This is a genomic window from Allorhizocola rhizosphaerae (assembly GCF_003426775.1).
Lineage (GTDB): Bacteria > Actinomycetota > Actinomycetes > Mycobacteriales > Micromonosporaceae > Allorhizocola > Allorhizocola rhizosphaerae.
Window position 1 is genome coordinate 1 of sequence record NZ_QJUG01000229.1, and the last position, 12,982, is coordinate 12,982.

14 protein-coding genes are annotated in these 12,982 nt (G+C 68.6%); 6 read left to right on the forward strand and 8 right to left on the reverse strand.

All coding sequences use genetic code 11. The features are described 5' to 3' along the window. The 6 genes from DM816_RS34000 to DM816_RS34025 all read right to left on the reverse strand — a co-directional run. Positions 1-895, reverse strand: an 895-nt coding sequence (locus DM816_RS34000) for an NAD(P)/FAD-dependent oxidoreductase (protein WP_117214570.1), incomplete at its 3' end; no start/stop codon positions are given. Next, positions 882-1,091, reverse strand: coding sequence for a 2Fe-2S iron-sulfur cluster-binding protein (locus DM816_RS34005; protein ID WP_117214571.1), 210 nt, complete (start codon positions 1,089-1,091; stop codon positions 882-884). The genes DM816_RS34005 and DM816_RS34000, both read right to left, overlap by 14 nt. Beyond that, positions 1,088-2,164: an NAD(P)/FAD-dependent oxidoreductase gene (locus tag DM816_RS34010; RefSeq protein ID WP_246002515.1), complete on the reverse strand. Its 1,077-nt coding sequence runs from the start codon at positions 2,162-2,164 to the stop codon at positions 1,088-1,090. The genes DM816_RS34005 and DM816_RS34010 overlap by 4 nt, the downstream gene beginning before the upstream one ends. Further along, positions 2,157-3,458, reverse strand: coding sequence for an aminopeptidase P family protein (locus tag DM816_RS34015; RefSeq protein WP_117214573.1), 1,302 nt, complete (start codon positions 3,456-3,458; stop codon positions 2,157-2,159). The genes DM816_RS34010 and DM816_RS34015 overlap by 8 nt, the downstream gene beginning before the upstream one ends. Further along, the gene (locus DM816_RS34020; protein ID WP_117214574.1) at positions 3,455-4,426 is read right to left on the reverse strand and encodes a proline racemase family protein; all 972 of its coding nucleotides are present in this window, start codon (positions 4,424-4,426) and stop codon (positions 3,455-3,457) included. Before DM816_RS34020 ends, DM816_RS34015 begins: the two co-directional genes overlap by 4 nt. Next, positions 4,423-5,283, reverse strand: a complete 861-nt coding sequence (locus DM816_RS34025) for a dihydrodipicolinate synthase family protein (protein ID WP_246002516.1) — start codon at positions 5,281-5,283, stop codon at positions 4,423-4,425. Before DM816_RS34025 ends, DM816_RS34020 begins: the two co-directional genes overlap by 4 nt. A 25-nt stretch (positions 5,284-5,308) precedes the next feature. Here DM816_RS34025 and DM816_RS34030 point away from each other — a divergent pair, with 25 nt between their 5' ends. Then, positions 5,309-5,962 (forward strand): GntR family transcriptional regulator, encoded by a 654-nt coding sequence (locus DM816_RS34030; RefSeq protein WP_246002517.1) that lies wholly within the window; start codon positions 5,309-5,311, stop codon positions 5,960-5,962. Positions 5,963-6,140: 178 nt separating this feature from the next. On the opposite strand, the gene DM816_RS34035 is transcribed toward DM816_RS34030, so the two are convergent. Both DM816_RS34035 and DM816_RS34040 read right to left on the reverse strand, forming a co-directional pair. Then, positions 6,141-6,905, reverse strand: coding sequence for a S1 family peptidase (locus tag DM816_RS34035; RefSeq protein ID WP_170318907.1), 765 nt, complete (start codon positions 6,903-6,905; stop codon positions 6,141-6,143). A 200-nt stretch (positions 6,906-7,105) separates the two neighbouring features. Continuing rightward, positions 7,106-9,460 carry an NACHT domain-containing protein gene (locus DM816_RS34040; RefSeq protein WP_117214577.1) on the reverse strand — a complete coding sequence of 785 codons (2,355 nt, stop codon included), beginning with the start codon at positions 9,458-9,460 and terminating at the stop codon, positions 7,106-7,108. Positions 9,461-9,534: 74 nt separating this feature from the next. On the opposite strand from DM816_RS34040, the gene DM816_RS34045 reads away from it, so the two are divergent. The 5 genes from DM816_RS34045 to DM816_RS34065 form a co-directional block, all read left to right on the forward strand. Continuing rightward, positions 9,535-10,263, forward strand: a complete 729-nt coding sequence (locus DM816_RS34045; protein WP_117214578.1) for a spermidine synthase — start codon at positions 9,535-9,537, stop codon at positions 10,261-10,263. Positions 10,264-10,270: 7 nt separating this feature from the next. Beyond that, positions 10,271-10,927 (forward strand): HNH endonuclease family protein, encoded by a 657-nt coding sequence (locus DM816_RS34050; protein ID WP_117214579.1) that lies wholly within the window; start codon positions 10,271-10,273, stop codon positions 10,925-10,927. A 12-nt stretch (positions 10,928-10,939) separates the two neighbouring features. Next, entirely contained in the window at positions 10,940-11,407 is a 468-nt protein-coding gene (locus DM816_RS34055) for a DinB family protein (protein WP_117214580.1), read from the forward strand. Beyond that, a complete protein-coding gene (locus DM816_RS34060; protein ID WP_117214581.1) occupies positions 11,397-12,131 on the forward strand; it encodes an aldo/keto reductase in 735 nt (244 codons plus the stop codon). The genes DM816_RS34055 and DM816_RS34060 overlap by 11 nt, the downstream gene beginning before the upstream one ends. Positions 12,132-12,488: 357 nt before the next feature. After that, on the forward strand, positions 12,489-12,982 hold a 494-nt coding region (locus tag DM816_RS34065; protein ID WP_170318908.1), incomplete at its 3' end, for a transglycosylase domain-containing protein.

Sequence of the window (12,982 nt, forward strand, 5' to 3'; positions counted from 1 at the left end):
CGCGGTCGGCCGCGGCCAGCCCGGCGAGGCGGCCCTCGACGAGCGCGAGTGCCGCGCCGCCGACGCCCGTGACCTCGCCCGCAACGTACACGCCCGGCGTGGTGGCGGCCTGGTGGGTTTCGGCGACGATGAGGCTGCCGTCATCGTCCAATGTGGTCTCGCAGCCCAGCGCGAGCGCGAGTTCGACCTGTGGCGTGAAGCCGTACCCGACCGCGAGCGCATCGCATTCGACGGTCCGCGCGTTGACCGTGACCGCCTCCAGCCTTCGCTCACCATGCGCTGCAACGACCCGATGCCCGGTGAAGTAGGGGATCCGATGCCTCGCAAGCGAAAGCCCATATCCCAAGGCCTCAAACGCCTTGGCGAAGGCGGCGCGATGGCGCAGATATGCCTGCGGCCTGCCCGCCTCGAACACACCCATCACCCGCACCCCGGCACGGGCCAACCCGGCCGCCACGGGCAGCAGGAACGGTCCCGCGCCGGACACGACCACCCGTTGTCCAATCGCGACACCCTGGCCCTTGAGCAACGCCTGCGCGCCTCCGGCCGTGACCACACCCGGCAGATCCCAGCCCGGGAAAGGGAGCGAGCGATCGTACGCCCCGGTCGCGATGACGAGCCGGTCCGCCGAATAGGACGCATCCCGCGTATGCACCGTGAAACCGGGCTCCACGAACCAAACGCTCGAATTTGGGCGATAGTCGATGCGGCCGAGCTGACGGACAAGCGCACGAAACGCGCGTGAACGTGGCTCGTGCCCGGCCCGATGCCGCCAATACTGCCCACCCGGCCGGGGCGCGGAGTCCAGCAGCAGCACCCGTTTTGAGCAAGCCGCGACCGCAGCGGCGAGCCCGGCCGGACCCGCGCCGATCACGATGACATCAAACCGCGTCACGAGACACCCGATCCCCCGACTGGGCCGTAACCATACAGGCCCGCTGCGCGCGCGTCCCGTTGACCGTGACCAAACACCGGAAGCACGCACCGATCCCGCAGAAGTAGTGCGGCGGCTCGCCCGCCGCGATCAGCGCGGCCGCGATCGTCTGCTCCCCGTCGACCGGAATCTCCCGGCCCTCATACGAAAACGTCATCGGGCGAACCGTCCCGCGCTGAACGGTGACGGATCCAACACGGGTGCCCGCCCGGTCACCATGTCCGCGATCAGCCTGCCCGTGGCCGGGGCCAGCCCGACGCCCGCACCCTCGTGGCCGGTGGCGTGATACAACCCCGGCACGAACGGGTCCGGCCCGATGATCGGGAGGTGGTCAGGCGTGTACGGCCGAAACCCGCGATAGGCCCGGATCACCTGCACGTCGGCCAGGGCCGGGAAGAGCGCCACCGCGCCCTGCGCCAGCCGCCGCAGCACGCGCAGCGAGAACGTGCCGTCGAACCCGACCCGTTCCCGGCTCGATCCGATCAGGACGTTACCGGCCCGGGTCCCCTCGACAACGGCCGAAGTCTGCAGATCGGCATCCGAGCTGCCCACATTGGACACGTATGTCGCCGCGTAAACCTTGTGCCGCACCAGCTCCCCCACGCGCCCCGTCACGAGCACGAACCCCCGCCGGGGCAGCACCGGCACCCGAACCCCCGGCAGCTGACCCGCCCACACCCCCGCCGCATTGATAACCGCGTCGCAACGCAATACGAGGCCGTCGTCCGTGTGCACGGCTCCGGGCTCCAGCTTGACCACTGTCGTCCGCAGCCGCACGTCAACACCGCGCAGCAGGGCCGCAGCAGCGAGCATCGGCTGGACCTGCATGTCCTGCGGGTAGTACATGCCGCCCGCCAGCCCCGGCGCCAGACACGGCTCCAGCTCGCTTAAGGAAGCGACCGGCTGAGCGGTCACGCCCCGCTGGGTGGCCGCGAACGCCGACAGCGCGACCATTTCCGCCTCGGTCGCGGCAACCACGAGCCCACCCTTGGGTTCGAGCTCCACCTCCTCCAGGCCCAGCGTGCGCCACAGCTCCACCGACAGCAGCGCGAGATCCAGTTCGGGCCCGGGTTCCTTGTCGGACACCAGGATGTTGCCCTCGCCCGCGCCCGTCGTGCCTCCCGCCACCCCGCCGCGATCGACCACCGTGACCGAAAGCCCGGCCCGCGCAAGGAAATGCGCGCACGCGGCCCCCACGATCCCGGCCCCGATGACGACGGCGTCAGGCAAGGGAGTCCATCCACGCCTCGACCGCTGACGCCTCGCGCGGCAACGCGTGCGACAGCATGCGATAACCGTCGGACGTGATAAGCACATTCTCCTCGATGCGCAACCCCATCCCGCGCAGCTCGGCCGGGATCAGCCCATCGTCGGGCTGGAAGTAGATGCCCGGCTCAACGGTCAGCACGTGCCCCTCGGCGAGCACACCATCCAAGTAGAACTGAGCTCTCGCCTGAGCACAATCATGCACATCAAGTCCGAGCATGTGGCCCGACCCGCACAGCGTCCACCGCCGGTAGAGCTCCTTGTCGGCGTCCGCCTGGCTGAGCAGACCCATGCCCACCAAGCCATCCGAAAGCACCGCCATGGCCGCGCGATGGAAGTCCCGATAGGCCCGCCCGGGTTTCAACACGGCCAGCGCCGCGTCGTTGGCCGTGCGGCACAACTCATACAGGTCGCGCTGCAGCGGGGTGAACCGGCCCGAGATGGGCAGCACCCGCGTGATGTCGGCCGTGTAGAGCGTGCGCGTCTCGGCGCCCGCGTCGAGCAGGAGCAGCTCCCCGTCGCGCAACGGGCCGTCGTTTTCGGTCCAATGCAGAACTGCGGCGTGTGCACCGGCCGCCACGATGGAGTGGTATCCAACGTCGTTGCCCTCCAGCCGGGCACGCGACCAGAACACGCCCTCCAGCGCACGCTCCGAACCGGCGCGCGGGAGAGCTCGTACAACATCTTCAAAACCACGCGTCGTGATGGCGATGGCCTCCTCGATCTGGGCCACCTCCCACTCGTCCTTGACGAGCCTCAGCTCGGACAGCACCGCTGCCAATAGAGGGTCGTCGGCGCTGCGCCCGCTCGGATGGAGCTCGTCGATGTGCCGGGTCTCGATGCCCAGCCGCTGCGAGGTCTCGCGCAGCGTCGGCCGCCGCCCGACCCAGAATTCGCCATACATCCGGTCGTTGTCGTGGCGCTCCAGCCGTGGCCGCATATACAGCACGCTGTCGCCACCGGGCTCGATGACGAGCACCCCTTCGGGTGCCTGGTCACCGGTCAGCCACGTGTAGGCCGAGTGCGGCCGGAACCGGTAAAACTGGTCATTGGAACGCTGTTTGAACGTGCCCGCCGGGATCAGCAGACGCTCGCCCGGGAACGCCTCGTGCAACCGCTTGCGCCGCAATGGCGTCCACTCGGCTACCGCGTCACGCTCCGCATCGGAGCCCGAGTCGAGCCAGCCGACCCGCATGAACTCCTCAAGCTCCGGCCCCACCGGCAGATCGTGACTGGCCGTCTTGAATTGCTCGTTCATAGCAAAAACCCTTCAGGGAAGGGGTCGTCAGGGTCGAGGAAATGCTGCCCGGTGCCGGTGAGCCAGGCTCTTCCGGTGATGGTTGGTACCACGCCGGCCTCCGTCGACGCGATGAGCCTGCCGATGAAGCGGGTCCCGAGCAGGGACTCGTTGATGAAATCGGTGTGCAGCGGGAGCTCACCGCGCGCGTGCAGCTGCGCCATGCGGGCCGACGTGCCGGTGCCGCAGGGCGAGCGGTCGAACCAACCGGGGTGGATCGCCATCGCGTGCTTGGCGTGGTTGCCCACGCGCTCACCGGCCAGGTAAACGTGATGGCAGCCGCGGATATTCGGGTCATCGGGGTGAACCGGCTCGTCTGTCTCGTTGATCCGGCGCATGATGCTCAGGCCCGCGTCGAGCAGTTGCTGCTTGGGCGAGTCGAGCGACAGCCCGAGCTCGCTCAGCTCGACGATGGCGTAGAAGTTGCCGCCGTAGGCCAGGTCATAGGGCAGACCATCGTCGAGCGTGGCGTCGAGCCGCACCGCGAACGACGGCACGTTGGTGATGGTGACCGACTTGGCGATCCCACCGTCCACTTTGACCGATGCGGTCACCAGCCCGGCGGGCGTGTCGAGGCGCACGGTCGTGACCGGCTCGGTGACCTCGACCATGCCGGTTTCGACGAGCACGGTCGCCACACCGATCGTGCCGTGCCCGCACATCGGCAGGCAGCCGGACACCTCGATGAAGATGACACCGAAGTCTGCCTCAGGCGAGCACGGCGGCTGCAGAATCGCGCCGGACATCGCGGAGTGGCCGTGCGGCTCATACATGAGGAGCGTGCGCAGATGATCCAGGTGCTTGACGAAATATTCTCTGCGTGAGGCCATCGTGTCGCCCGGCACGACACCGATGCCGCCGGTCACCACACGCGTGGGCATGCCCTCGGTGTGCGAGTCGACGACGTGGATGACGCGCCGTGCCCTCACAGCACGGCCTCCGTCGCCTCGCGAATCGCCTTTTCCGCGAGCGGCCCGAGCGGCTGGCGTGGTGGCCTGCACGGTCCACCGTAGCGACCGGCCACGTCCATCGACAGCTTGATCGCCTGCACGAACTCGGTGCGCGAATCCCAGCGCAGCAACGGGTGAAGCTCGCGATAGAGCGGAACCGCCTGATCGAGCCGAAGGTCGCGGGCCGCCCGGTAGAGAGCCACACATTGCGCGGGCAACGCGTTGGGATAACCCGCGATCCAACCGACCGCGCCCGCGAGCATCAGCTCAAGCAGCACGTCGTCGGCGCCCACGATCAGGTCGAGCCCCGGCGCCTGCTCGCGAATCTCATAGGCCCGCCTCACGTCTCCGCTGAACTCCTTGACCCCGACGATGAGCCCCTCCTCGTGCAGGCGCGCGAGAAGCGGCGGCGTCAGGTCGACCCGTGTGTCGTGCGGGTTGTTGTAGGCCACGATCGGGAGCCCGACCCTGGCGACCTCGCGATAGTGCGCCATGACCGAGTCGGCGTCGGCGCGGTAGGCGGTCGGCGGGAGCAGCATCACGGCCCGGCAGCCGGCCTCGGCCGCGGCCTGCGTCCAATGACGAGCCTCAAGCGCGCCATAAGCCGCGACGCCCGGCATCACGCGCGCACCGTCGACCGACGCGGCCGTCTTGAGCACGGCGAGCCGCTCGTCGGGCGTGAGCACCTGATATTCGCCCAGCGAGCCGTTGGGCACGACGCCGTCACAACCGTTGTCCAGCAACCACTTCACGTGCTCGCCGTATCGGTCCAGATCCACCCGGCCGTCGACGAACGGCAGCGCCGTCGCGACCATCACCCCACGCCACACTGTCACGTGTAATATGCTACACATTACAGCCATGGAGAGAATAGCCCCTCGTCGCAGCCTGCGCGAGGAGGTCACGGCCCAGCTGCGGGCCGCCATCGTCGCGGGTCACCTGCGGCCGGGCGTGGTCCACTCGGTGCCGGTGCTCGCGGCGCAGTTCGGCGTGTCGGCGACCCCCGTGCGCGAGGCGATCCTCGACCTGGCCAAGGAGGGGCTCATCGGCATCGTGAAAAACAAGGGCTTTCGCATCTCCGCGCTGTCCGACGAGGAGCTCGACGAGATCACCGAGGTCCGCGAGCTGCTGGAGATCCCGGCGGTCGCGGCATGCGCCGGCAAGCTGTCCACCGACCAGCTCAGTGAGCTGGAGACGCTCGCCGTGTCCATTGTGGATGCCGCTCGGGCGGGCGACCTCGCCGCCTATCTCGCGGCAGACGCCGCATTTCATAAGCGCCTTCTGGGTACCGGAAAAAATCGGCAGTTGATGCGAATAATCCTTGATCTTCGCAACCGGACGCGCCTCTACGGGTTGGACGCCCTGGTCGAAAGCAAGCAGCTCATCCACTCCGCCGAGGAGCACGTCGAGCTCGTCAAGCTGCTGCGTGCCGGGCGTCGCGAACCGGTCGCCCGCCTCATGCGGCGACACCTGTCCCACGTGCGCGGCATCTGGGCCGGGACCACGGCCGACTGAGCATCACGCCTCGGGAAGGGCAAGCACGCGCGACGGCACGGGCGAGGACTGCTCGATGGAGCAGGAGGCAATCCTCACCGGTCATCCGGTGGCACTTCACGACCTCGGCAAGCCGGACCGCAAGAGTGAGCGAAGGCGGGACATCGCGTCCCGCCTTCGCCGTCTGTCGCGCTGGTGATCAGGCGGGCAGACCGCCAACCTGAGTGTTGATCCAGGAGCGGATCGCGACGAGGTCGCCGTAGATGGACGGGCCGGTGGCACAGACCGAGCTGCCGTTGCCGGAGCGGCTGGTGGCGCCGATAACGAACCAGCGGCTGTCACCGCTGATCCGGCGCACCTGCGGGCCACCGGAGTCGCCATAGCAGGCGCCCTGGTTGCCACCGGTGTTGTTCGTGCAGATTTCCAGTGGACCGTTGATGCCCAGGCACCGGCTGTCGGCCACGACGGAGGTGTCGAGCTCGCGAGCGACGGTGGGCGCCGAGCCGCAGCCGCGGGTCGGGCACGCCAGCCCCCAGCCGATGATGCGGGTCGCGGTACCGACCGGGTGCCCGATGGTCGGGATGGGTGCCGGGGCGTGGCTGACCGAGCTGGCAAGGCGCAGCAGCTTGACGTCGGCGCTGGAGTGGCTCACCGAACCGATGACCGAGACCACGGTGCCGCCACTGGTGCGGTTGATGCTGCCCACGCGGACCGAGCTGGGCGTGGAGCAGTGCCGGGCGGTGACGACCCAGTTCGACTTGATGAGGGTGCCGGTGCAGCCGGACGTGTACACCAGCCACGAGTAGTTCTCCGTGGCCGGGCTACCGCCGACGATCATCGTGCCGATGTCGTCCGTTCCGGGATCGCCGGAGAACGCGTACGCGGGGGCGGTCGGCACGGCCAGGGCGGCCGCGACCAGGCCCGCGGCAACCAGCGCCCTGACGAAAATGCGGGGTGTCTTCATGTCCAACACGATGCACAGAGTTGGCACAAATTTCAATAGCTCGATACATAGCTTGGATCCATAGCACGCCGTGATGCCGGCTCAGTAGAACACCACCCGCACATGCTTGGCCAGCTCGGCCACCGCCGCCCGGTCGCCCTCCGGCACGCGCACGGTGAATCTCGCCCCATACAGCGCAGAGAGGTCCGTGTTCACAGAACTCAGCGTGAGCTCTCGTGGATGCGGCCGTCGACGAGTGGGGCGTCGGCGAGGACTCGCCCGGCGTAGTCGGCGGGGTCGAAGTACTGCCAGCAATTGGCGAGTTCGCGTTGGACCGCTGAGCGCGGGTCCCTGGCCCACTGGGCAAGGAGGTCCAACGCGAGTGGGCCGTTGATGAGCGCGGCTGTATGCACCATGGCCGCGGCCTCCTTTTCCGACAGCTCACACAGACTGGCGGGCATGTGGTGCAGCAGCGGCTCACCGATACTCGCGAGCGACCGTGATTCGCGCATGCCGCGCGGCGGTAGCAACGCCGCGCAGCACCGCTCCACTGTGGACAGCACGGCGGGCTCCGGCGCGGTCATGGTTTCGGCGCAGCGCGCGATGAGCAAGCGGATCGTCCTGGTGTACTTCGGCTCGTCCCGTGCCCGGCGCTCCAGGTCTTCGATGAGCCGCCGCCTGACCTGCACGTGTGCGGCGCCCGCAGCCATGACGATGGTGTCGTGCCACTGGTCCAGATGCGCGCGGTCCACCAGCAACCCCAGATCGCTCTGCTCGGCCGCCTCGATCGCCGCCAAATATTCCTGCAGCGAACGGTGTACAAAATCGACCCGGCCCTCCACCGGCTCCCGGATGATCCCGCTGCGCTCGATGAGATGGCTCAGGACCGTGGACGCTGCGGCCTCAAGCCGCGGGATGGACTTGAGCTTGTCGCCGATCCACAGCTCGGCATCCGAGCGCACGGCCTCGGCCCGATTGTTGACCGTCATCCGCCACGCGAGATGCCGCAGCAGATGCAGCTTGTCGGCCGTCTCCATGATGAGCGTGTGATGGCTCGCAACGGCCCGGTCCACTTCACGCCGCTCCACCAGCAACTCCAGCGCCGCCCGATAGATGCCCATGCGATCGCGCGGCAGATGCGTGCGCCGGTCCAGATTGAGCGCGCAAAGCATCGCGCACAGCAAAGGCGTGGTCGCCAGCACCGCCATGTGCGGATTGGACTCGAGCCGGGTCAGCAGTGCCGACTCGTACCGCGGGAGTTCGGACTCCTCGCACGGCAGCCCACCCGCCTGCCGCACCGCGTCGTGCCAGTGTGCGACGAACCGGCGCACGTCCGCCGGGTTCATCCGCTCCAATGTGGCCGATCCGAACCCCTCATCCTGCAGCCAGCTCGATCCGGCCGCCGACGGGCGTGAGGTCACGACCACCCGCGTCTGCGGATATCTGCGCAACAGCCGGCGCAGCCACTCGCGCACCCGCGGCCGCTCCTGCTTGGTCAGCTCGTCGACACCGTCCACAAGCAACAGTCCCGCCCCGGCGTCGAGCCGCCGGTGCACCCATCCCCGCGGCATCAGATCCACATCGTGATCTGCCACCCCCTCCAGGAACTGGTCGGCCCGCGGCAGTGGCGACCCGGCGTGGCTGCGAAGCCTTATATAGTACGGAGTGAGCCCGTTCCACGATGCGAGGTCTCCGGTGAATCCACCCCGCGACGCGGTCACCGCGAGCCATTTCAGCAGCGTCGTCTTGCCCGACCCGGCCTCGCCGCGCACCAGCAGCCGTTGATGCGCACCGATCGCCGCCTCGACCCGCGTCGCCGTGGGCGCATAGCCGCCGCCAAACGGGGCCTTGGCCGTGGTCGAAACCGTGAGGCTGATGTAGGCCATGCTGACCGCGGTGCGGGGCCGAAACCGGTGCACGTCGACACCGAACATCTCGATCTCGTCCAGCGTCTCGCTCACGGTCTGCAGATAGCGCCGCAGGAACGCCGCGTCGCTCTCGTCCCCGTCGGGCGCGTCCAGGGTGCGCATCGGCAACCGGCTCAGGCCCTGGCGCAACTGATCGCCCAACCCGGACACGCGCGAGAGCAACTCCGTCAACGCCCGCGGCTCAAATGGCGCCAGCTGCTGCACGAGCTGCACATAGCACGCACAGCACTCCGCGAGCAGCGCCTCGTACAGCCGGTGCCCCGGCTCGCTCAGCGTGGCCCGCTGGCCGAACCGCTCCCGCACCCGCCGCGCGATCGCCGCCGGGTGCATGTCGGCCTCGAACAGTGCCACGTCGGTCAGGTCCGCATGCGCGAACGCGTCGGCCACCGCCTCGAACGCCGCGACCCGTTCGGCCTCGCCGAGCCCGTCCAGCGAGGCGTCGAACAGCGGCATGACCCGCTCGGCGACCGCATCGCGCATCGCCTCCACCTCGCGCCGCAGGCTGCGCCGGCGGAAGTTGTCGGTCACGCGCACGTCGATCAGCTCGCTGAGCGGCAGCGCGAGCTCAGCCCGCTTCTGTCTGTCCGCCAGCCACCACCGCACGGCCGGGGTTATCACCGCAAGCCCGGTCTTGAACACCACATCCATCGATGAGTACCTTAGCCATGCCGCTCAAGTCCGGCTGTCGTCAACCGGCGCGCCAAGTGGAATACTCCTGTCGCATGGGCGGTCGGAAACGCGGCTCATCGACGATTGCCGAAGAAGCCGACTTCGGTTGGGCCGAGCTCGTGCCCGACCGCGATCGTCCGGGCGGCTGGACGCTGCTGCTCGACGGGCGGCCGATGTCGCATGTGGACACGGTCAACCCCGCGCGCCTGGAGTTCGGCTACATGCGCCGGCTCGCGTCCGTGGTCGATGCCGCGGCGCCGAAGGGCGAGCCGCTTCGCGTGCTGCACCTCGGTGGGGGCGCGCTCTCCCTGCCGCGCTATATCGCGGCGACCCGGCCCGGCTCCCGCCAACTGGTCATCGAGCACGATGCGGCGCTGGTCGCGCTGATCCGGCGGGTGTTGCCGCCCCCGCCCGGGGTCCGGATCCGCGTGGCCGACGCGACGCAGGTGACGGGGCTTTCCGGGTACCAGATAATGCTGGTTGACATCCCCATCGAGGTGCCGATGACCGGTGTGGCCCGGACCGTCGCGGCCAACATCACCGACGGCACGGCGCGGGCACGAGCCAAGGCCCTGCGCACGGGCGGGGTCGATGTGTGCCTGATGGCCGAGTCGACCGTCCTCAACGGCCGGCACGCGGGCAACGTGGTGCTCGCCGCGTCGTCGGCGGGCCTTCCGATCGCGCAGCTGCGCGAGGCGGCCGCGCGCGAGGCCTTCCCGACGAAGGTCCTTTACGGCGATGTTCTTGACCGCTATATCGGAGTTAAACATTCATACGCATGATTAGCGCATGACCCCCGTTATTCGCTGGTTCGCAGCCATCGCTGCGGCCGTAACAGCCTCCACCCTGTTCGCCGGCCCCGCACGGGCCGAGACCTACTCCGCCCCGCTGCGCACGGCCGTCGCCTCGCTTCCCGTCGCCACCGAGATCCGGACCGGCTACAACCGCGATCTGTTCCCGCACTGGATCGATGCCGACTCCGACGGCTGCAACACGCGCTACGAGGTGCTCATCGCCGAGGCCGTGACCTCGCCTTCCGTCGGCTCCGGCTGCACGCTCTCGGGCGGACGCTGGTACTCCTACTACGACAACGCGTACTGGACGCTGCCCGCCGACCTCGACATCGACCACTTCGTGCCGCTGGCCGAGGCGTGGGACTCGGGGGCGCGCAGCTGGACCACGACCCGCCGCCGCTCCTTCGCCAACGACCTGGGCGACCATCGCTCGCTCGTCGCCGTGACCGACAACGTCAACCAGTCCAAGGGTGACCAGGACCCCGCCCAATGGCTGCCGTCCTACTCCAGCGCCCGCTGCCGCTATGTGCAGGAGTGGGTGGCCGTGAAGATCCGCTGGCGGCTGACCGCCGACTCGGCCGAGAAATCCACGCTGACCAGCCTCGCCAACGGCTGCAGCAACGTCACGATCACGGTGGTGCGCGCGTTCTAATAGGGTGTCGGTATGGACACCACGGTGCTACGCGCCGCGTACTCGGAGCTGATCGCCGAGGCGCGCCTCGGCGGCTTCGGCGATCCGCCCCCGGGCCAGTGGTCGGCGCAGCAGGTCATCGCGCATGTCGCGGCCAACGACGAGCTGCTGGCCGAGGCGACGCGGCAGGTGCTCGACGGCTCCGGCCGGGCCTACTACAACCACGACGCCATCGACACGGCGCGGCTCGACGAGCTGATCGCCGAGAAGGGCGACGTGCTCGCCTGGCTGGAGGAGACCAGCGCCCGCCTGTGCGACCTGGCCGACCGGCTGCCCGAGGAAGACCAGACCATGGTGCACACGCAGATCATCGACGGCACGCACACCCGGGTCGACCAGCCGTGGCCGTGGCCCAAAGCGCTTGTGGTGCAAGCGAAGGTGCATCTGCCGGCGCACCTGACCCAGCTGATCGAACTTCGGGGGCAGCACGATGAGTCTTGACATTCCGATCATCGGTTTTGGCACGTGGCAGGCGACCGGCCGGCGCGGATACGAGGCGATACTCAAGGCGCTTTCCGTCGGGTACCGGCATATCGACACAGCGACCATGTACGGCAACGAATCCGAGGTGGGGCGGGCTCTGCGCGACAGCGGTGTGCCCCGCGACGAGGTGTTCATCACGACCAAGCTGCCGCCCTCGCGGGCCGGGCACGAGCGGGAAACGCTGGAGGCGAGCCTGCGCGCGCTGGGCGTGGACAGCGTGGATCTCTGGCTCATCCACTGGCCGCCACGCGATTCGGTCGCCACCTGGCGGGCCTTCATCGAGCTGCGCGATCTCGGTTTGGCACGCGCGATCGGCGTGAGCAACTACTCGACGCGCCAGTTGGACCAGCTCATCGACGCCACGGGCGAGACGCCCGCGCTCAACCAGATCGAGTGGGGGCCTTCGCTGTACGACGACAAGCGCCAGGCCGAGCACCGCGAGCGCGGCATCGTGCTGGAGGGCTACAGCCCGTTCAAAACCACGAATCTGCGCAACGCCACGCTGGTCGAGATCGCCAAGGCGCACGAGGCGACACCGGCACAGGTCGTGCTGCGCTGGCACATCCAGCACGACGTGGTGGTGATCCCCAAGAGCGTGACCCCCGAGCGCATCGCGGCCAACCTGGATGTGTTCGGTTTCACTCTCAGCGACGAGGAAATGACCGCACTCAACGGCCTATAGCGGGACAAAAGAGCAGGCAACCTAAGCCGCAACCCCGTCGCAAAGCCGAGCGTGTCATGCTGTGGGCAACGTGAAACCGGTGCTCGCGCGAGCAGCGGCCGACGGAAACGGTGATACGACGTGACCTACGACGGTGAACCCCTCGCCGGTGAGCACGGGGGCGACGCGGATTACGGCTACCACGAAACGAATCCCGGCTACGACGCCGCGCCCATGACCGCAGCGCCAGTGAGCGCACCACCCGTGAGCCCAGCCCCCATAAGCCCAGCCCCCGTAAGCCCAGCCCCCGTAAGCGCGGGGCCGGTGAGCCCAGGGCCGGTGACAGCGCGGGCCGCGGTGCCCGTGACCGCTCCCCCTATGACCGACCGCCCGGCGGCGGCGATCGGGCGTGCCTCCGTTCCCCCGCCGGGCGCGCCACGGCCCGAGGGCGCCACGCCACCGTCCAAGAAGGTGCGCAATCTCCGCAATGCTCGCAAGCGCCGCATCCAAAACTGGGCCATCGCCGGCGTCAGCCTGGTGATCCTGCTCACGGGCGGCGGCCTGATCGGCGGCAGCTACTTCTACGACAAGATCCCGCATCCCGGCGAGCTGAGCCTGAAGAACAGCACCGAGGTGTTCGCCGGCGACGACGCCACGCAGCTGGCTCACCTGGGCTCCGAGCACCGCTCCGAGTTGGCCGTCAACAAGCTGCCCGAGCCGATCCGCAATGCGCTGATCGCGGGTGAGGACAAGAACTTCTACAACCACCACGGGGTGGACCTGTGGGGCATCGCGCGTGCCGCGTGGAACAACCTGACCGGTGGCGAGACGCAGGGCGCCTCGACGATCACCCAGCAGTACGCGCGGCAGGC